Here is an 18,006-nt window from a genome sequence, read left to right on the forward strand (position 1 = left end):
AAAACACTGCGAGCCCCGCAGAACGGGGCCGCTTGGGGGTTAAACCCCAAGCATAGTCCTTACTTGATGGTCAGGGCTTCCAGTTTGCCGCTGTTGCCATACAGATAAATCGTGTCACCCACCACCAGCGGACGGGCACGCAGGCCGTCGCTGTCGATGCGCTCGCGGCCGACAAAGCGACCGTCCACCTGGCTCAGCAGGTGCACGTAGCCTTCCATGTCACCGACCGCAACATAGCTGGAGAACACTTCCGGAGCCGACAGTTGACGGCGAGCCAGCGAATCGTTGCTCCACAAAGCCGTGGTGGAACGCTCGTCGACGCCTTCAACGGTGCCCGAAGACAGGCTCACATAAACAGTGCCGAAACCCTGGGCCACGCCGGCGTAGCTGGAAGCATCACGCTGCCAGAGTTGACGACCGCTTTCCAGGTCCAGTGCCGCAACGCGACCCTGATAACTGGCGACATACAGCGTACCGCCGGACAGCAGCAAGCCACCGTCGATATCGACAACACGCTCCAGCTCCGAACGACCTTGTGGAATCGCTACCCGCTGTTCCCACACCGGCACGCCGTTGGAGATATCGAGCGCGACCACTTTACCGGTCGACAGGCCAGCCACCGCGAGGCGGTTGGTGACGATCGGCGCACTGGTGCCGCGCAGGGTCAGGACGGCAGGCGTGCTGTCATACAACCAGCGCTGGTTGCCGGTAGCGGCATCCAGACCGATCAGACGGTCGTCCTGAGTCTGGACCACCACCACGTCACCGTTGTTGGCCGGCGGTGCGAGGACTTCGCTGGACACGCGAGCGCGCCATTTCTCTTCACCGTTGGTAGCGTCCATGGCAACGATTTCGCCCTTGGTCGTACCGATCACGAGCAAGCCGTAACCCACGCCAACGGCGCCGGAAACAGGCAGTTCGAGGTCTTTCTTCCATTTGACGTCGCCATTGCTGCGATCCATCGCCATCACCACGCCGGTGACGTCGGCGGCATAGATGGTATCGCCATCGATCGCCGGAACCAGCATGTTGTAGGTTTCGCCCTGACCGTCACCGATCGAACGACTCCACTGCTTTTGCAGGACCACTTCTTCTTTGAAGTCGACCAGCTCGGCAGGCGGCAATTCTTTTTTGCTGTTGCTGCTGCAACCCGCGGCCAATACGGCCAGAGCCAGCAATGCTGCATGTTTCCAACGGATCACGTCACGCATCCCCTTTGGCCAGATCGTCCAGCTTGATTTGTAGGCCACCGACTGCCGCTTCATCCGACAGTGCCGCCTTGGCTTTTTGATACGCAGCGTTCGCTTCATCGGTACGACCCAACTGCACCAGCAGGTCGCCCTTGAGTTCTTCGCGAGTGGCGAGGAATGCTTTATCGGCATCACCTTCGAGCAGTTTCAGGGCTTCATCGGCCTTGTTCTGCGCGGCCAGTACCTGCGCCAGGCGCTGACGGGCGATTTCACCCAGTGCCGGGTTGGCCGGTTTGGCAACGATGGCTTTCAGCTCGGTGGCAGCGTCGTCCAGCTTGCCGCTGTCGACTGCGACTTTCGCCACGAACAGGCTGCCGTACTGCGCGTAGGCGGTGCCGCCGAACTCGCTGTTGAGCTTGCCGGCCAGGTCCGAAACACGGGCGGCGTCAGGCTTGCCGTCAGGCGTCAGCGTGGTTTCGAGCAATTGCTGATAGAGAATCGAGGCGCTTTGCGACTGATTGCTCTGATACTTGTGATAGGCCTGCCAGCCGAACACGATGACCAGCGCCAACAGGCCGCCAGTGACCAGGGGCTTGCCGTTGCGTGACCACCAGTCCTTAAAATCCGCCAGCTGTTCGTCTTCGGTACTCGACACCCCAATACTCCTTAATCGCTAAATCGGCTGTTTGACAGCTTCAACCCTGCACGACGCAGGTGGCCAGGTGTGCAGCAAGCGCATCCCAGGCAATGCTTTGTTGTTCGCCCTGGCCACGCAGGGGTTTGAAACCTACCACTTGCTGGGCCATTTCGTCGTCACCGAGGATCAGCGCGTACAGCGCACCGCTCTTGTCGGCCTTCTTGAACTGGCTTTTGAAGCTGCCGGCGCCGGCATTGATCTGCAGGCGCAGGTTGGGCAATTGATCGCGAACCTTTTCGCTCAACGTCAGCGCAGCCAACTCGGCAGCCTCGCCGAATGCGCAAAGATAGACGTCGACCTGACGGGAGATCTCTTCCGGGATCTGCTCCAGGGTTTCCAGCAGCAGCACGAGGCGCTCGATGCCCATGGCGAAACCAACGCCCGGGGTCGGCTTGCCGCCCATCTGCTCCACCAGACCGTCGTAACGACCGCCGGCACACACGGTGCCCTGAGCGCCCAACTTGTCGGTGACCCATTCGAAAACGGTCTTGCTGTAGTAATCCAGCCCGCGAACCAGCTTCGGGTTGATCACATAAGGAATGCCGGCGGCGTCCAGGCGAGCCTTGAGGCCCTCGAAGTGCACGCGGGATTCGTCGTCGAGGTAGTCGGCCATTTTCGGCGCGTCGACCAGGATCGCTTGAGTGTCGGCGTTCTTGGTGTCCAGAACCCGCAGCGGGTTGGTCTTCAGACGGCGCTGGCTGTCTTCGTCGAGCTTGTCCAGGTGAGCGGACAGGAACTCGACCAGCGCTTCGCGATAACGACCGCGGGATTCGCTGGTGCCCAGGCTGTTGAGCTCGAGCTTGACCGCATCACGGATGCCCAGCTCGCCCCACAGGCGCCAGGTCAGCACGATCAGCTCGGCGTCGATGTCCGGACCGTCGAGGTTGAACACCTCGACACCGATCTGGTGGAACTGGCGATAACGGCCTTTCTGCGGACGTTCGTGGCGGAACATCGGGCCGATGTACCAGAGTTTCTGCACCTGGCCACCGCCGGTGATGCCGTGCTCAAGCACCGCACGCACGCAGGCCGCCGTGCCTTCGGGACGCAGGGTCAGCGAATCGCCGTTGCGGTCTTCGAAGGTGTACATCTCTTTTTCGACGATGTCCGTCACTTCGCCGATCGAGCGCTTGAACAGCTCGGTGAACTCGACGATCGGCATGCGGATCTGCTTGTAACCGTAGTTATCCAGCAGACGCGAAACGGTGCCCTCGAAATGACGCCACAGGGGAGTCTGTTCGGGCAGGATGTCGTTCATGCCACGTATGGCTTGCAGAGACTTGCTCACTATCAATCCTTAAATTTGTCCGGCTCTTTAGTCAGGCTCAGCCACGCGCAATAACGGCAGCGTCGGCTTCGACCTTTTCGGCCGCTTTCTGGCGGATCAAGCGTTCGAGCTCATCCACCAGATTGTCATTCGTCAGTTTCTGCGACGGCTTGCCGTCGATGTAAATCAGGTTTGGCGTGCCGCCGGTCAAGCCGATATGGGCTTCCTTGGCTTCGCCCGGCCCGTTGACCACGCATCCGATGACCGCGACATCCAGCGGCACCAGCAAGTCTTCGAGGCGCCCTTCCAGCTCGTTCATGGTTTTGACCACATCGAAGTTCTGCCGCGAGCAGCTCGGGCAGGCGATGAAGTTGATGCCACGGGAACGCAGGTGCAAGGATTTGAGAATGTCGTAGCCGACTTTCACTTCCTCGACCGGGTCGGCCGCCAACGAGATGCGGATAGTATCGCCAATCCCTTCGGCGAGCAGCATACCGAGGCCCACGGCAGATTTCACCGTGCCGGAACGCAAACCACCGGCTTCGGTGATGCCCAGGTGCAGCGGCTGGACGATTTCCTTGGCCAGCAAGCGGTAAGCGGCGACGGCCATGAACACGTCGGAGGCTTTCACGCTGACCTTGAAGTCCTGGAAGTTCAGGCGTTCAAGGTGTTCGACGTGACGCAGGGCGGACTCGACCAGCGCGGCCGGGGTCGGCTCGCCGTATTTCTTTTGCAGGTCTTTTTCCAGGGAACCGGCGTTGACGCCGATGCGGATCGGAATCCCGCGGTCACGGGCGGCATCGACCACCGCACGCACGCGGTCTTCACGACCGATGTTGCCCGGGTTGATCCGCAAGCAGTCAACGCCCAGTTCGGCGACGCGCAGCGCGATCTTGTAGTCGAAGTGAATATCGGCCACCAGCGGCACTTTGACCAGTTGCTTGATCTTGCCGAAGGCTTCGGCGGCGTCCATGTCCGGCACGGAAACCCGCACGATATCGACACCAGCGGCTTCCAGACGATTGATCTGGGCCACGGTGGCGGCGACGTCATTGGTGTCGCTGTTGGTCATGCTCTGCACAGCGATGGGCGCATCGCCGCCAACAGGCACGTTACCGACCCAGATTTTCCGGGATTCGCGACGCTTGATTGGAGATTCGCCGTGCATGACTTATTGACCCAACTTCAGGCGAGCAGTCTCGCCACTGGTGAACGGAGCGACATCGACCACCTGCCCGTTGTAGCTGACCTGCGCGCCACGGGCGAAGCCCAGACGCACGGCAAACGGCGGCTTGCCGCTGACAGTAACGTTTTCGCCTTTACGCTTGAGACCACTGAGCAGCACTTTGCCAGTGCCGTCGGTAACCTGAGTCCAGCAATCGGCAGTGAATTGCAATTGAACCTGACCCTGGCCGGCAGCTGGAGCAGCCGCCGCAGGAGCGGGAATGGTCGGCGTGACCGAAGCGCTCGCAGGCGGGGTCGATACCACAGGTGCCGTCGGAGCTGGCGCTACCGGCGTCGAGACGACCGGCGCGGTGCTGTGCGCCGGTGCAGCAGGTGCCGGGGCAACCGGTGCGGTTGGAGCAGTTGCTGGCGCAGTGGCTTCAGGTTCGGCTGTTGCTTCAGTGGAATTCTCGACTTGCGGCAATGCCAGCGACGTCGTGCCTTGCGCCTGACCTTCCACGACAGCCTGGTCTTCCGGCTCGTCCAGCGGATGGATCTGGGTGGTGCCGTCGGCGCCTTCGACTTCAACGTGTTCCGGGCTCAGGCTGACCTGCTCTTTGCTGCGCAAGGAGGTCTGATCCTGCCACCAGACAAAACCACCACCGATCACCGCAATCAGCAGCAACAGGCTGACGATTCGCAAAATGGTGTGGGAAACGCGGACAGGTTCTTCGATGCGACCCAGGCTATGGACGTTGCTGCCCTGGGAGTCGGTGCCGGTGGATTGGTCGAACTGCTGAACCAGAACGGTCTGGTCCATGCCCAGCAATTTGGCATAGGCGCGAATATAACCGCGGGCAAAGGTATGCCCAGGCAGCTTGTCGAAAGCGCCGGCTTCAAGATTGCTCAGGGAATTGACGGTGAGGTTGAGCTTGAGGGCCACTTCGGCCAGCGACCAGCCATTGCTTTCGCGGGCCTGGCGCAAAGTCTCACCGGGGTTAACGCGATTCGCTGCTACAACTTCGGGATGCGCCGCTTTCATCATTGCTCCGACAGGTATTGCTGATATTCCGGCGTACCGGGATAGAGTCGTTTTAGTTGCAGGCCAAAACTGGCGGCCTTGTCGCGATCTTCGAACACTTTTGCCAGCCGAACGCCGAGCAATAGACTACGTGCATTTTGCTCGGTGAGCAGGCTAAAACGGTCGTAATAGTCACGCGCGGGCACATAATGCCTGTCTTCGTAAGACAACTCAGCCATTTCCAGCAATGCACGTGGCTGTTGGCGGTTCAAACGCAGGGCTTTTTCCAGTTGCTGCCGGGCCAGATCACGCTGGCCAAGCTTGGAAGCGGTCATGCCCAGGTTCTCGAACACCCTTGAACGCTCAGGATACAGGGTATCGGCGGCGGCCTGTTCGAAGCGCTCGTAAGCCTCTTTGTAACGTTTCTGCTCGAAAAGAAAACTGCCGTAATTATTCAGGATGCGTGCATCGCCAGAACGGGAGGACAGCGCCTTGCGAAAATGCTCGTCCGCCAGCTCCGGCTCCATCTCGGCCTGAAACACCAGACCCAAAGCGGCGTTGGCGTCAGGGTCCGAGCTGTCCAGCTCCAAGGCCTTTTTCAGTGGGACCTTGGCGCGTTCGGTCATGCCCTGCTGCAAGTAGCCCAGGCCCAGTTGCACATAGGCGACACGCGCTTCGTCGCGGCCCTTGCTGGTCTTCATCGGGTTGAAATCGCCCGACAGGACGCAACCAGTACAAAGACTGGCCAACAGCACAAGCAGCGCGAAGCGCAGGGACATAGAGATCCTCTCTTGAGTTATTTCGCGGCGTTTTGCGCCATATCGCTGTCGGCGCTCAACTCGCGCACGGCAATATAACGTTCGCTGCGACGGGTGCGATCCAGCACCTGCCCTACCAATTGGCCACACGCGGCATCGATGTCTTCACCGCGGGTAGTGCGTACGGTGACATTGAAACCTGCATGGTGAAGCTGATCCTGGAACCGGCGAATCGCGTTGTTGCTCGGGCGCTCGTAACCGGAATGCGGGAACGGGTTGAACGGAATCAGGTTGATCTTGCACGGGATGTTCTTGAGCAGCTCGATCATCTCGACCGCGTGCTCGACCTTGTCATTGATGTCCTTGAGCAAGGTGTACTCGATGGTCAGCACGCGTTTTTCGCCCAGGGACGACATGTAGCGCTGGCACGACTCGAGGAGCATCTTAAGCGGATATTTCTTGTTGATCGGCACCAATTGGTTACGCAATGCGTCATTCGGTGCGTGCAGGGACAACGCCAGGGAGACGTCGATGTGCTTGGACAGCTCATCGATCATCGGCACCACGCCGGAGGTCGACAGGGTCACGCGGCGCTTGGAAATGCCGTAGCCCAGGTCGTCCATCATCAGATGCATGGCCGCAACGACGTTGTCGAAGTTCAGCAGCGGCTCGCCCATGCCCATCATCACCACGTTGGTGATGGCACGGTCGGCGGTCGCCGGGATGCTGCCGAACGATTTATTGGCAATCCACACCTGGCCGATGACTTCGGCGGCGGTGAGGTTGCTGTTGAAACCTTGCTTGCCGGTGGAGCAGAAGCTGCAATCCAGGGCACAGCCTGCCTGGGACGAAACGCACAATGTGCCGCGTTTGCCCTGGGGAATGTAAACGGTCTCGACGCAGCTGCCGGACGCCACGCGCACCACCCACTTACGGGTGCCGTCGGTGGAAATGTCCTCGCTGACGACTTCAGGACCGCGAACTTCGGCAATAGCCTTGAGCTTGTCGCGCAAGGCCTTGCTGACGTTCGTCATGGCGTCGAAATCATCGACGCCAAGGTGGTGAATCCATTTCATTACCTGACCGGCACGGAAACGCTTCTCCCCGATCGAGTCGAAGAATTTTTCCATTTCCTGTTGAGTCAGACCCAGCAGGTTGGTTTTTACAGTCGATGTAGTCATGGATTCACCTTCACTCTTAAGCCAATGCTTAGCGAGTGGTTACTTCAGTAGCTGCGAAGAAGTACGAGATTTCGCGAGCAGCAGCGGCTTCGGAGTCCGAGCCGTGTACAGCGTTGGCATCGATGGAATCAGCGAAGTCAGCACGGATGGTGCCGGCAGCAGCTTCTTTAGGGTTGGTAGCGCCCATCAGCTCACGGTTCAGAGCGATAGCGTTTTCGCCTTCCAGAACCTGAACGACAACCGGGCCGGAGATCATGAAAGCAACCAGGTCGCCGAAGAAACCGCGAGCGCTGTGCTCAGCGTAGAAGCCTTCAGCTTCGGCTTTGGACAGTTGCTTCAGTTTCGAAGCTACAACGCGCAGGCCTGCTTTTTCGAAACGAGTGGTGATCTCGCCGATGACGTTTTTTGCAACAGCGTCAGGCTTGATGATGGAGAAAGTACGTTGAACAGCCATGGTGTAACTCCAGAAACGGTAATTTGTGAAAAATTAAACCCGCGAATTATACGCGGGTTCTTGGGTATTGCCTAACTGCGTACGGTGCAGACTCAGTCTGCTTCTTCGATCCAGGCGGCCTGAATGGCTTCAAGCACCTTCTCGCCACCGCGTGTCGGATCATCACTGAACTCCGGCAATGCCAGCACCCATTTGTGCAGATCGACGAAGTTCACATAACGCGGGTCCACTTCCGGCTTGGATTCAGCCAGCTGGATCGCGATTTCCAGCACATCAACCCATTTCAGACTCATGACAGTTCCTTGAATCAGTGCGGCGCTTCGGCGGCATGGTTGAGCGAGTATTTCGGAATTTCGACAGTCAGGTCTTCAGTCCCGACGATCGCCTGACAGCCTAGACGCGATTGCGCTTCCAGACCCCAGGCCCGATCAAGAAAGTCTTCTTCCAGCTCATCAGCCTCTTCCAGCGAGTCAAAACCTTCGCGGATGATGCAGTGACAAGTGGTGCAGGCGCAGACGCCACCGCAGGCACTTTCCATCTCGATGTGGTGTTCATGGGCCAGCTCGAGAATGGAGATGCCGGGCTCAGCCTCGACAACCATGCCTTCCGGGCAGAACTTCTCGTGGGGCAGAAAAATGACCTGCGGCATCAGTTATCCTCGATTTCATTCAGGTTGCGCCCCGCCAGCGCGGCTTTCACCGTCGAGTCCAGGCGGCGGGCAGCAAAGGCATCGGTCACTTGCGACAGACGCTTGGTCTGCTGCTCGATGGCGTAACCATCGGTACCTTTCATCAGTTCGGTCAGCTCCTGCATCTGCAGCTCGATGACCATGCGCTCTTCGGCGTCGAGCAAACGCTCGCCGTCAGCCTCGAGGGCGGCTTGCACCGCTTCGATCAGGCGCTGGGCATCAACCTGCTGCTCCCGCAATACGCGAGCGACCTTGTCGTCATTGGCGTGCTGGAACGAATCCTTGAGCATCTTGGCGATTTCGCCGTCGGTCAGGCCGTAGGACGGCTTGACCTGAATGCTGGCTTCAACGCCCGAACCCAATTCACGGGCCGAAACGCTGAGCAGACCGTCGGCATCGACCTGGAAGGTCACACGAATCTTCGCCGCACCGGCCACCATCGCCGGAATACCGCGCAATTCGAAGCGCGCCAGGGAGCGGCAATCGCTGATCAGCTCGCGCTCGCCCTGCAATACGTGAATCGCCATGGCCGACTGGCCATCTTTGTACGTGGTGAAGTCCTGGGCACGAGCGACGGGGATGGTGGTGTTGCGCGGAATCACCTTCTCCATCAGGCCGCCCATGGTTTCCAGCCCCAGGGACAACGGAATCACGTCAAGCAACAACAGTTCGCCACCATCGCGTTTGTTACCGGCCAGCGTATCGGCCTGGATCGCGGCACCGATGGCCACCACTTGATCCGGATCGATTTCAGTCAGCGGCTGGCGACCAAAGGCTTCAGCGACCGCCTCGCGAACGCGAGGTACGCGGGTCGAACCGCCGACCATGACCACAGCGTGCACTTCTTCCAGCTCGATGCCGGAATCACGCACTGCACGGCGGCAGGCTTTCAGGCTGCGAGCGACCATCGGCTCGATCAGCGCATTGAAGGCTTCGCGGGTCAGTTCGGCTTTCCAGTCGCCATAAGCGACTTCTACGGCAGCAGCATTGGTCAGCGCTTCTTTGGCCGCGCAAGCGGTTTGCAGCAGGTTGCGCTGCGCACCCGGGTCGAGGTCGGCGGACAAACCGGCGCTCTCGATGATCCAGCCAGCGATCGCGTGGTCAAAGTCATCGCCGCCCAGGGCACTGTCGCCGCCGGTGGCCAGCACTTCGAACACACCGCCGGTCAGGCGCAGAATCGAAATATCGAAAGTACCGCCGCCCAGGTCATAAATCGCAACCAGGCCTTCAGCATGCTGATCCAGACCGTAGGCCACCGCCGCAGCGGTCGGCTCATTGAGCAAACGCAGCACGTTCAGGCCGGCCAGCTTGGCCGCATCCTTGGTGGCTTGACGCTGAGCATCGTCGAAATAGGCCGGGACGGTGATCACCGCACCGACCAGCTCGCCACCCAAGGTCGCTTCAGCGCGCTGACGCAGCACCTTGAGGATATCGGCAGAGACTTCAACCGGGCTTTTCGGCCCCTGGATCGTGTCGATGAACGGCATGTGCGATTCGCCGCCGACAAAGCGGTACGGCAGTTGATCGCCCAATTGCTTGACGTCGGACAGACCACGACCCATCAAGCGCTTGACCGACAGCACGGTGTTCAACGGATCGGTAGCGGCAGCCAGCTTGGCGGACTCGCCCACTTCGACGCGATCGGCGTGATAGCGCACGGCAGACGGCAGAATGACTTGCCCGTCAGCGTCGGCCAGGGGCTCGGAAAGACCACTGCGCAATGCAGCGACCAGCGAATTGGTAGTGCCCAAGTCGATCCCCACAGCCAGACGACGCTGGTGCGGTTGAGGACTTTGGCCGGGTTCGGCGATCTGCAGTAGGGCCATCGTGATCAGGACTTATCTGTATATCAGGCGTGCGACCGGAGCGGCACTGGGTTAATCGTCGAGGCGCTCTTCTAACTGGCGCACTTCGTAGGTGAGCTTGTCGAGGAACTGCATGCGCCGCATCAGGCGTTCGGCCTGCTCACGTTGCGCTGCGTCATTCCAACAGGCTGCGAAGCTTTGGTTCAGTTCTTCCTGAGCGGTTTTCAGGCGACGCTTGAACGCTGCAATACCGGCCATGTCGGCACTGTCTTGCAGGTCTTCGAGCTCTTCACGCAACTCCATCTGCTGCAGGAGAAACGCCGGATCATGCACCGTGACCTCCAGCGGCAGCTCGCCACCATTCAGGGCGAGCAGGTATCGCGCGCGCTTCGGGGGGCTTTTGAGCGTCTGGTAGGCCTCGTTGAGGCTCGCGGATTGCTCTAGCGCCAGCCGTTGCTCGCGCTCGGAAGCGTCCGCAAAACGGTCCGGATGAACACTGCGCGCCAACTCACGGTAGCGCGTAGCCAGCTGCTCGAGGTCCAGATCGAAACTCGGTTGCAGCTCGAATAAAGCGAAATGACAAGGAGTACCCACAAGAAGCCTCAGATATTGAAGCTTTCGCCGCAGCCACATTCACCGCGTACGTTGGGGTTGTTGAACTTGAAGCCTTCGTTCAACCCTTCCTTGACGAAATCGAGCTCGGTGCCGTCCAGGTAGGCCAGGCTTTTCGGGTCGATGATCACTTTTTCGCCGTGACTTTCGAACACCTGATCCTCTGCAACCACCTCGTCGACAAACTCCAGCACATAGGCAAGGCCGGAACAGCCCGTGGTGCGAACACCCAGACGAATCCCTTCACCTTTGCCGCGCCCGTTGAGGGAGCGTCGCACGTGTTGAGCAGCCGCTTCTGTCATGCTGATAGCCATCGGTGACTCCTTACTCGTCGCCAAAAATCAGATCAAGCCTTTCTTCTGCTTGTAGTCGCGAACGGCCGCTTTGATAGCGTCTTCAGCAAGTACGGAGCAGTGAATTTTCACTGGCGGCAGGGCCAGTTCTTCGGCCAGTTGAGTGTTCTTGATGGTCTCTGCTTCATCCAGAGTCTTGCCTTTCATCCACTCGGTCGCCAGGGAGCTGGAGGCGATAGCCGAACCGCAACCGTAGGTCTTGAACTTGGCGTCTTCGATGATGCCTTGCTCGTTGACCTTGATCTGCAGGCGCATTACGTCGCCGCACGCCGGGGCGCCGACCATGCCGGTGCCGACATCCGGGTCTTCGGCGTCCATCTTGCCGACGTTACGCGGGTTTTCGTAGTGGTCGATGACCTTTTCGCTGTAAGCCATGATTCTTAATCCTCACTCATCAGAGAGTCGCTCTTGAAGCCCTGGGAACCTGGGTTCGACAGGGCCGGTTTGCGGCGACTTGAAATCAGTGTGCCGCCCACTCGATTTTCGAAATGTCGACACCGTCTTTGTACATGTCCCACAGCGGCGACAGAGCGCGCAGCTTGGTAACGGCCTCGCAGACTTTCTGCGCGGCGTAGTCGATTTCTTCTTCGGTAGTGAAACGACCGAAGGTGAAGCGGATCGAGCTGTGTGCCAGTTCGTCGTTGCGGCCCAGGGCGCGCAGTACGTACGAAGGCTCCAGCGAAGCCGAGGTGCAGGCCGAACCGGACGAAACCGCCAGATCCTTGAGCGCCATGATCAGCGACTCGCCTTCAACGTAGTTGAAGCTCAGGTTCAGGTTGTGCGGAACGCGGGCGGTCATGCTGCCGTTGACGTACAGCTCTTCCAGGTCTTCGACCTGCTTGAAGAAACGGTCGCTCAGGGCTTTGATGCGTACGTTCTCGGCAGCCATGTCTTCCTTGGCTACGCGGAAGGCTTCGCCCATGCCGACGATCTGGTGGGTCGCCAGGGTGCCGGAGCGCATGCCGCGCTCGTGACCGCCGCCGTGCATGGTCGCTTCGATGCGCACACGCGGCTTGCGGCTGACGTACAGCGCGCCGATGCCTTTAGGGCCGTAGGTCTTGTGGGCGGAGAACGACATCATGTCGACTTTCAGTTTCTGCAGGTCGATCTCGACCTTGCCAGTGGACTGAGCGGCATCGACGTGGAACAGGATGCCCTTGGAGCGGGTCAGTTCGCCGATGGCTGCGATGTCGTTGATGGTGCCGATTTCGTTGTTCACGTGCATGACCGAAACCAGGATGGTGTCGTCACGCAGCGCTGCTTCGATCATCGCTGGCGTAATCAGGCCATCGGTCTGCGGCTCGAGGTAGGTCACTTCGAAGCCTTCACGCTCCAGTTGGCGCATGGTGTCGAGGACAGCCTTGTGCTCAATCTTGGTGGTGATCAGGTGTTTGCCTTTGGTCGCATAGAAATGCGCCGCACCCTTGATTGCCAGGTTGTCGGACTCGGTGGCGCCGGAGGTCCAGACGATTTCACGCGGGTCGGCGTTGACCAGGTCTGCGACCTGACGACGAGCGTTTTCGACGGACTCTTCAGCTTTCCAGCCGAACACGTGGGAACGGGACGCCGGGTTACCGAAGTTTCCGTCGACCAGCAGGCATTCACTCATTTTTTGCGCAACACGCGGATCAACCGGGGTGGTCGCAGAGTAATCAAGGTAAATCGGCAATTTCATGGACTATCTCCTAAATCAGGCTGGCTGGCGTGCCGCTAGCTCTTTGGCTGTCATTCGACGGCGGACGCTTCAATCTTGTCCAGGCGTGGCGCCTTGCTGTTGCAACGGCGCTGGTCCTGACGCTGGGCTACTTCTTGTACCTCACGGCGAGTGACAAGATCAGCCAAGCTGATACCGCTCAGAAACTCGTGAATCTGCAGGCTCAGGTCGCACCACAAGTGGTGAGTCAGGCAGGTATCGCCTTGATGGCAATCGCCCTGGCCCTGGCACTTGGTCGCATCGACCGATTCGTTTACCGCATCGATCACCTGGGCGACCTGGATGCCCTGCATGTCGCGGGACAGCTGATAGCCACCACCGGGACCGCGGACGCTGGACACCAGATTGCTGCGGCGCAATTTGGCGAACAGCTGTTCGAGGTAGGACAGGGAGATGCCTTGGCGCTCGGAGATATCGGCCAGGGACACCGGCCCGTGCTGCGCGTGCAACGCCAGATCGAGCATGGCGGTCACGGCGTATCGGCCTTTTGTAGTCAGTCGCATGGACAATTACCACGGAGTTCGGAATGGGGCGAGTATGCAATTCCCGAGTATTTAAGTCAACTATAAGACCTAGTACTTTAGTCAGGTTTACCCGCAAAAGAGCGGCAGCATCATAGCAGGGTCCGCGGCTTAATGGCACACCGGCCGGCGTACTGCACCTTTCTGAATACGACCCCCTGCAGGAGCTGCCGGGGGCTGCGATCTTTTGTTTTTCAAGATCAACAGATCGCAGCCTTCGCAGCTCCTACGGAGAATCAGCTGGCCTGGCTCTGATCCTTGTCCTTCACACACGCAAAGTCTTCTTCGCGCAGCTCAGGCAGATCTTTCGCACAATAATTACTGCCCAGGTCCTTCAGCGCCCCGCACATCCCCTCCAGACGCCCATCAACCGCCTGCAAGTGATCGAGCAACTGATTGATGGCGCGAGCCACCGGGTCCGGCATGTCTTCGCCGACACCGTAAGCGTCAAAACCGATCTTCTCGGCCATGGCCTTGCGCTTGGCGTCCTGCTCTTCATCGGACTTGACGATGATCCGCCCCGGAATACCGACCACTGTCGCACCGGCCGGCACAGCCTTGGTCACCACAGCATTGGAACCGACCTTGGCCCCGGCTCCGACGGTGAACGGGCCGAGCACCTTGGCACCCGCCCCCACCACAACGCCATCTTCCAGCGTCGGGTGACGCTTGCCTTTATTCCAGCTGGTACCACCGAGCGTCACACCCTGATAAAGGGTGACGTCATTGCCGATCTCGGCGGTCTCACCGATGACAATGCCCATGCCGTGGTCAATAAAGAAACGACGCCCCACCTTGGCCCCCGGATGAATCTCGATCCCGGTCAACCAGCGACCGAAGTTCGACACCAGTCGCGCCAGCCATTTCAGGTCCGCTCGCCACAACATCGAGGACAAACGATGGATCCAGATGGCGTGCATGCCCGGGTAGCAAGTCAGGACTTCAAAAGCGTTACGCGCCGCCGGGTCACGATGGAAAACACTCTGGATATCTTCACGCAAACGCTCGAACATCATTAATCCTTCCGCTTTAGAAGCTCGCCACGGGCCGCTTTCTGGGTTTCCGTGAGGATGCCACGCAATATATTCATTTCCGCCCGGCTGACCGAGCTTCGTCCGTACAACCGACGCAGGCGCGCCATCAAGTGCCGTGGCTTTTCCGGATCGAGGAATTCGATGGCCACCAGGGTTTGCTCCAGGTGTTCATAGAATCGCTCCAGCTCATCCATGGTCGCCAGTTCAGCGCTTTTGACGGAGGCCACTTCTTCCTTCTCGACCTTGCTCGGCTGGCCTTGGGCCGCGAGCCAGGACATGCGCACTTCATAACTCAACACCTGCACCGCTGCCCCAAGGTTCAGCGAGCTGAACTCAGGGTCTGATGGGATGTGCACGTGATAATGACATCGCTGCAGCTCTTCATTGGTCAGGCCGGAATCTTCACGACCAAAGACCAAAGCGATTTCGGCGCCCTGCCCCGCCTCCTCGACCACTTTCGTCCCGCATTCGCGTGGATCGAGCAGCGGCCAGGGAATGCGTCGGTCACGGGCGCTGGTACCGAGCACCAGAATGCAGCCAACCAACGCATCTTCCAAGGTGGCGACGACTTGCGCGTTTTCAAGGATGTCCCCGGCGCCGGAGGCACGGGCATCCGCCTCGTGGTGCGGGAACAGCCGTGGTTCGACCAGCACCAGCCGCGACAGGCCCATGTTCTTCATGGCGCGCGCAGCCCCTCCGATATTGCCGGGGTGGCTGGTATTGACCAGGACGACACGAATGTTTTGCAGCACGGGAGGCGTTCTCGAACACAATAAAGGGGAGCCGAATCTTACAGCGCCGACTACCGTTAAGCTACGAAAGCGAACACCGACCTTCACCTGTAGAAAAGTTCTGATAGAATGCCCGGCTTTCTTTAACAACCTTAGGTGACACATCCATGCAGCCCATGCTGAATATCGCGCTGCGCGCCGCCCGCAGCGCCAGTGAATTGATCTTCCGCTCCATCGAGCGCCTGGATACCATCAAGGTCGACGAAAAAGACGCCAAGGATTATGTATCCGAGGTGGACCGCGCCGCTGAACAGAAAATCATCGACGCGCTGCGCAAGGCTTACCCGAACCACTCGATCATGGGTGAAGAAACCGGCATGCACGCCGGCACCGGGATCGAAGGCGAAGAATACCTGTGGATCATCGATCCGCTGGACGGCACTACCAACTTCCTGCGCGGCATTCCTCACTTCGCTGTCAGCATCGCCTGCAAATACCGCGGTCGCCTGGAACACGCTGTTGTCCTGGACCCGGTTCGCCAGGAAGAATTCACCGCCAGCCGTGGTCGCGGCGCTCAACTGAACGGTCGTCGCCTGCGCGTCAGCGGTCGCACCAGCCTCGACGGCGCCCTGCTGGGTACCGGCTTCCCGTTCCGTGACGACCAGATGGACAACCTCGACAACTACCTGGGCATGTTCCGCGCCCTGGTTGGCCAGACCGCCGGCATCCGCCGTGCTGGCGCAGCGAGCCTGGACCTGGCTTACGTGGCAGCGGGCCGTTTCGATGCATTCTGGGAGTCGGGCCTGTCCGAGTGGGACATGGCTGCAGGCGCCCTGCTGATCCAGGAAGCCGGCGGTTTGGTGAGCGACTTCACCGGCGGTCACGATTTCCTTGAGAAAGGCCACATCGTTGCCGGTAACACCAAATGCTTCAAGGCAGTGCTGACGGCGATCCAGCCGCACCTGCCGGCCTCGCTGAAGCGCTAAGCGACCGGCCACAAAAAAGCACCCTTCGGGGTGCTTTTTTTATGCCTGGAATCCAACCTCAAGAACACCACAAACCAAATGTGGGAGCCTGCTCGCGATGGCTGAGCCACATTCAACATTGATGGAGGCTGACACACCACTATCGCGAGCAGGCTCGCTCCCACAGGGGATTTGTGGTGATGCTTGAATTCCGGGCACAAAAAAGCACCCCGAAGGGTGCTTCTTTTTGAATCCGAGCGATTTATTGACCCTGCTGATTCTGCGACAGGATCAACTTGCCTTCCTTATCGACCGGAATCTGGTTGCCCGGATCACGGTCCATCCGCACCTTGCCTTCCTTGCCATCCAGCGAATAACGAACGTCATAACCCACAACCTTGTCGCTGATGTCATTCACGGTGTTACAGCGAGTTTGAGTCGTGGTGTAGGTGTCACGCTCCTGCATGCCTTCCTGAACCTTGTTGCCGGCGTAACCACCACCGACCGCGCCCGCAACCGTGGCAATTTTCTTGCCGGTGCCGCCGCCGATCTGGTTACCCAGCAGACCACCTGCCAGTGCACCTACCACCGTACCCGCGATCTGGTGTTGATCTTTCACCGGCGCTTGCCGGGTTACCGTGACGTCCTTGCACACTTCACGTGGCGTCTTGATTTGTGTCTTGACCGGTTCAACGGCTAGAACTTGCGCATACTCAGGGCCGCTTTTAACCAGGCTGTAGGTGGCAACAGCACCCCCGGCAGTCACACCGACAGCACCCAATACCGCACCAACCAGCAACGACTTGTTCACATGAACCTCCTGACCATCACCCGCGGAACATGTCCGCGCTTCTCCCAGCCTTGGAGCACAAAAAAAGGCGCGAGTTCAACTCGCGCCTTTTTCGGGCTGACAGCCGGGAAACGATGGCCGTTATGGACGGTCGTCGATTTCCTTGTCAGTGGCCACTGGAGCAATCAGGTCTTCGGTGCTCAGGTTCAGCCAGATCAACACCACGTTGGCGATGTAGATCGACGAGTAAGTACCCGCCAGAACACCGATAAACAGGGCGATGGAGAAGCCGAACAGGTTGTCGCCGCCGAAGAACAGCAGGGCCGCGATCGCCAGCAAGGTGGAGATCGACGTCGCCATGGTCCGCAGCAGGGTTTGCGTGGTCGAGATGTTGATGTTCTCGATCAGGCTGGCCTTGCGCAGCACCCGGAAGTTCTCACGAACCCGGTCGAATACCACGATGGTGTCGTTGAGCGAGTAACCGATGATCGCCAGCACCGCCGCCAATACCGTCAGGTCGAAGGTGATCTGGAAGAACGACAGGATGCCGATGGTCACGATCACGTCGTGGATCAGCGAAACGATGGCACCGACCGCAAACTTCCACTGAAAGCGGAAAGCCAGGTAGATCAGGATGCCGCCCAGCGCCATCAGCATGCCGAGGCCGCCCTGGTCGCGCAGCTCTTCACCGACCTGCGGGCCGACGAACTCGACGCGCTTGACCGTCGCCGGGTTGTCGCCGCCGACTTTCAGCAGCGCTTCAGCCACTTGATGGCCCAGCTGCGGGTCTTCACCCGGCATGCGCACCAGCAAATCGGTAGTTGCACCGAAGCTCTGCACGATCGCCTCGTGATAACCCGAAGTAACCAGTTGCTCACGCACCTTGGTGACGTCGGCCGGACGCTCGTAGGTCAGCTCGATGAGCGTACCGCCGGTGAAGTCCAGGCCCCAGTTCATGCCCTTGGTGGCGACGCTGAACAATGCCAATGCCGTGAGGAACAATGTGACGCCGAACGCGAAGTTGCGAACGCCCATGAAGTTGATTGTACGTAACATGGCAG

21 protein-coding genes are annotated in these 18,006 nt (G+C 59.4%); 1 reads left to right on the forward strand and 20 read right to left on the reverse strand.

What is annotated here, in order from left to right; all coding sequences use genetic code 11:
• Positions 1 to 59: 59 nt before the first annotated feature.
• The 18 genes from bamB to trmJ all read right to left on the reverse strand — a co-directional run bounded on the left by bamB (position 60) and on the right by trmJ (position 15,211).
• On the reverse strand, positions 60 to 1,211 hold the full coding sequence (bamB, locus tag ACM6I5_RS02520) for an outer membrane protein assembly factor BamB (protein WP_017340310.1): 1,152 nt from the start codon (positions 1,209 to 1,211) through the stop codon (positions 60 to 62).
• Entirely contained in the window at positions 1,204 to 1,845 is a 642-nt protein-coding gene (locus ACM6I5_RS02525) for a tetratricopeptide repeat protein (protein ID WP_017340311.1), read from the reverse strand. The genes bamB and ACM6I5_RS02525 overlap by 8 nt, the downstream gene beginning before the upstream one ends.
• 40 nt (positions 1,846 to 1,885) lie before the next feature.
• Positions 1,886 to 3,175 carry a histidine--tRNA ligase gene (gene hisS / locus ACM6I5_RS02530; protein WP_008042422.1) on the reverse strand — a complete coding sequence of 430 codons (1,290 nt, stop codon included), beginning with the start codon at positions 3,173 to 3,175 and terminating at the stop codon, positions 1,886 to 1,888.
• Between the two features lie 37 nt (positions 3,176 to 3,212).
• Positions 3,213 to 4,322 carry a flavodoxin-dependent (E)-4-hydroxy-3-methylbut-2-enyl-diphosphate synthase gene (gene ispG, locus ACM6I5_RS02535; RefSeq protein WP_007903603.1) on the reverse strand — a complete coding sequence of 370 codons (1,110 nt, stop codon included), beginning with the start codon at positions 4,320 to 4,322 and terminating at the stop codon, positions 3,213 to 3,215.
• A gap of 3 nt (positions 4,323 to 4,325) precedes the next feature.
• The gene (locus ACM6I5_RS02540) at positions 4,326 to 5,360 is read right to left on the reverse strand and encodes a RodZ domain-containing protein (RefSeq protein WP_414879452.1); all 1,035 of its coding nucleotides are present in this window, start codon (positions 5,358 to 5,360) and stop codon (positions 4,326 to 4,328) included.
• Positions 5,360 to 6,118: a type IV pilus biogenesis/stability protein PilW gene (pilW, locus tag ACM6I5_RS02545; protein WP_017340313.1), complete on the reverse strand. Its 759-nt coding sequence runs from the start codon at positions 6,116 to 6,118 to the stop codon at positions 5,360 to 5,362. The genes ACM6I5_RS02540 and pilW overlap by 1 nt, the downstream gene beginning before the upstream one ends.
• A gap of 17 nt (positions 6,119 to 6,135) precedes the next feature.
• A complete protein-coding gene (gene rlmN / locus ACM6I5_RS02550) occupies positions 6,136 to 7,278 on the reverse strand; it encodes a 23S rRNA (adenine(2503)-C(2))-methyltransferase RlmN (protein WP_017340314.1) in 1,143 nt (380 codons plus the stop codon).
• A 28-nt stretch (positions 7,279 to 7,306) separates the two neighbouring features.
• Entirely contained in the window at positions 7,307 to 7,732 is a 426-nt protein-coding gene (gene ndk / locus ACM6I5_RS02555; RefSeq protein WP_007916882.1) for a nucleoside-diphosphate kinase, read from the reverse strand.
• 92 nt (positions 7,733 to 7,824) lie between these two features.
• Positions 7,825 to 8,025, reverse strand: a complete 201-nt coding sequence (gene iscX, locus ACM6I5_RS02560; RefSeq protein ID WP_017340315.1) for a Fe-S cluster assembly protein IscX — start codon at positions 8,023 to 8,025, stop codon at positions 7,825 to 7,827.
• Positions 8,026 to 8,039: 14 nt separating this feature from the next.
• Entirely contained in the window at positions 8,040 to 8,381 is a 342-nt protein-coding gene (gene fdx / locus ACM6I5_RS02565) for an ISC system 2Fe-2S type ferredoxin (RefSeq protein ID WP_008014719.1), read from the reverse strand.
• Positions 8,381 to 10,246 carry a Fe-S protein assembly chaperone HscA gene (gene hscA / locus ACM6I5_RS02570; RefSeq protein ID WP_017340316.1) on the reverse strand — a complete coding sequence of 622 codons (1,866 nt, stop codon included), beginning with the start codon at positions 10,244 to 10,246 and terminating at the stop codon, positions 8,381 to 8,383. Before hscA ends, fdx begins: the two co-directional genes overlap by 1 nt.
• Positions 10,247 to 10,297: 51 nt before the next feature.
• On the reverse strand, positions 10,298 to 10,819 hold the full coding sequence (gene hscB, locus ACM6I5_RS02575) for a co-chaperone HscB (protein ID WP_017340317.1): 522 nt from the start codon (positions 10,817 to 10,819) through the stop codon (positions 10,298 to 10,300).
• An 8-nt stretch (positions 10,820 to 10,827) separates the two neighbouring features.
• Entirely contained in the window at positions 10,828 to 11,151 is a 324-nt protein-coding gene (gene iscA / locus ACM6I5_RS02580; RefSeq protein ID WP_007903589.1) for an iron-sulfur cluster assembly protein IscA, read from the reverse strand.
• A 27-nt stretch (positions 11,152 to 11,178) separates the two neighbouring features.
• On the reverse strand, positions 11,179 to 11,565 hold the full coding sequence (gene iscU, locus ACM6I5_RS02585) for a Fe-S cluster assembly scaffold IscU (protein ID WP_003443374.1): 387 nt from the start codon (positions 11,563 to 11,565) through the stop codon (positions 11,179 to 11,181).
• An 85-nt stretch (positions 11,566 to 11,650) separates the two neighbouring features.
• Positions 11,651 to 12,865 carry an IscS subfamily cysteine desulfurase gene (locus tag ACM6I5_RS02590; protein ID WP_017340318.1) on the reverse strand — a complete coding sequence of 405 codons (1,215 nt, stop codon included), beginning with the start codon at positions 12,863 to 12,865 and terminating at the stop codon, positions 11,651 to 11,653.
• Between the two features lie 50 nt (positions 12,866 to 12,915).
• Positions 12,916 to 13,407, reverse strand: coding sequence for a Fe-S cluster assembly transcriptional regulator IscR (gene iscR / locus ACM6I5_RS02595; protein WP_007903581.1), 492 nt, complete (start codon positions 13,405 to 13,407; stop codon positions 12,916 to 12,918).
• A 254-nt stretch (positions 13,408 to 13,661) separates the two neighbouring features.
• Positions 13,662 to 14,438, reverse strand: a complete 777-nt coding sequence (cysE, locus tag ACM6I5_RS02600) for a serine O-acetyltransferase (protein ID WP_031319081.1) — start codon at positions 14,436 to 14,438, stop codon at positions 13,662 to 13,664.
• 2 nt (positions 14,439 to 14,440) lie between these two features.
• Positions 14,441 to 15,211 carry a tRNA (cytosine(32)/uridine(32)-2'-O)-methyltransferase TrmJ gene (trmJ, locus tag ACM6I5_RS02605; RefSeq protein ID WP_414883121.1) on the reverse strand — a complete coding sequence of 257 codons (771 nt, stop codon included), beginning with the start codon at positions 15,209 to 15,211 and terminating at the stop codon, positions 14,441 to 14,443.
• A 146-nt stretch (positions 15,212 to 15,357) separates the two neighbouring features.
• On the opposite strand from trmJ, the gene suhB reads away from it, so the two are divergent.
• Positions 15,358 to 16,176 (forward strand): inositol-phosphate phosphatase, encoded by an 819-nt coding sequence (gene suhB / locus ACM6I5_RS02610; protein ID WP_123582276.1) that lies wholly within the window; start codon positions 15,358 to 15,360, stop codon positions 16,174 to 16,176.
• A gap of 241 nt (positions 16,177 to 16,417) precedes the next feature.
• Here the strand turns inward: suhB and ACM6I5_RS02615 are convergent, their stop codons facing one another.
• Positions 16,418 to 16,966, reverse strand: a complete 549-nt coding sequence (locus ACM6I5_RS02615) for a glycine zipper 2TM domain-containing protein (RefSeq protein ID WP_017340321.1) — start codon at positions 16,964 to 16,966, stop codon at positions 16,418 to 16,420.
• Positions 16,967 to 17,086: 120 nt separating this feature from the next.
• Positions 17,087 to 18,001: a protein translocase subunit SecF gene (gene secF / locus ACM6I5_RS02620; RefSeq protein WP_414879451.1), complete on the reverse strand. Its 915-nt coding sequence runs from the start codon at positions 17,999 to 18,001 to the stop codon at positions 17,087 to 17,089.
• Positions 18,002 to 18,006 lie beyond the last annotated feature (5 nt).

Origin of the sequence: Pseudomonas sp. IT-P171, assembly GCF_949767765.1 — a bacterium.
Taxonomy (GTDB): domain Bacteria; phylum Pseudomonadota; class Gammaproteobacteria; order Pseudomonadales; family Pseudomonadaceae; genus Aquipseudomonas; species Aquipseudomonas fluorescens_B.

Bases quoted from the DNA above. Each gene is read 5' to 3' on its own strand.
- cysE (WP_031319081.1), bottom strand. From the start codon at position 14,438: ATGTTCGAGCGTTTGCGTGAAGATATCCAGAGTGTTTTCCATCGTGAC.
- ACM6I5_RS02540 (WP_414879452.1), bottom strand. From the start codon at position 5,360: ATGAAAGCGGCGCATCCCGAAGTTGTAGCAGCGAATCGCGTTAACCCC.
- suhB (WP_123582276.1), top strand. From the start codon at position 15,358: ATGCAGCCCATGCTGAATATCGCGCTGCGCGCCGCCCGCAGCGCCAGT.
- ispG (WP_007903603.1), bottom strand. From the start codon at position 4,322: ATGCACGGCGAATCTCCAATCAAGCGTCGCGAATCCCGGAAAATCTGG.
- ndk (WP_007916882.1), bottom strand. From the start codon at position 7,732: ATGGCTGTTCAACGTACTTTCTCCATCATCAAGCCTGACGCTGTTGCA.
- iscR (WP_007903581.1), bottom strand. From the start codon at position 13,407: ATGCGACTGACTACAAAAGGCCGATACGCCGTGACCGCCATGCTCGAT.
- hscA (WP_017340316.1), bottom strand. From the start codon at position 10,246: ATGGCCCTACTGCAGATCGCCGAACCCGGCCAAAGTCCTCAACCGCAC.
- pilW (WP_017340313.1), bottom strand. From the start codon at position 6,118: ATGTCCCTGCGCTTCGCGCTGCTTGTGCTGTTGGCCAGTCTTTGTACT.
- fdx (WP_008014719.1), bottom strand. From the start codon at position 8,381: ATGCCGCAGGTCATTTTTCTGCCCCACGAGAAGTTCTGCCCGGAAGGC.
- bamB (WP_017340310.1), bottom strand. From the start codon at position 1,211: ATGCGTGACGTGATCCGTTGGAAACATGCAGCATTGCTGGCTCTGGCC.
- ACM6I5_RS02590 (WP_017340318.1), bottom strand. From the start codon at position 12,865: ATGAAATTGCCGATTTACCTTGATTACTCTGCGACCACCCCGGTTGAT.
- secF (WP_414879451.1), bottom strand. From the start codon at position 18,001: ATGTTACGTACAATCAACTTCATGGGCGTTCGCAACTTCGCGTTCGGC.
- iscA (WP_007903589.1), bottom strand. From the start codon at position 11,151: ATGGCTATCAGCATGACAGAAGCGGCTGCTCAACACGTGCGACGCTCC.
- iscX (WP_017340315.1), bottom strand. From the start codon at position 8,025: ATGAGTCTGAAATGGGTTGATGTGCTGGAAATCGCGATCCAGCTGGCT.
- rlmN (WP_017340314.1), bottom strand. From the start codon at position 7,278: ATGACTACATCGACTGTAAAAACCAACCTGCTGGGTCTGACTCAACAG.
- iscU (WP_003443374.1), bottom strand. From the start codon at position 11,565: ATGGCTTACAGCGAAAAGGTCATCGACCACTACGAAAACCCGCGTAAC.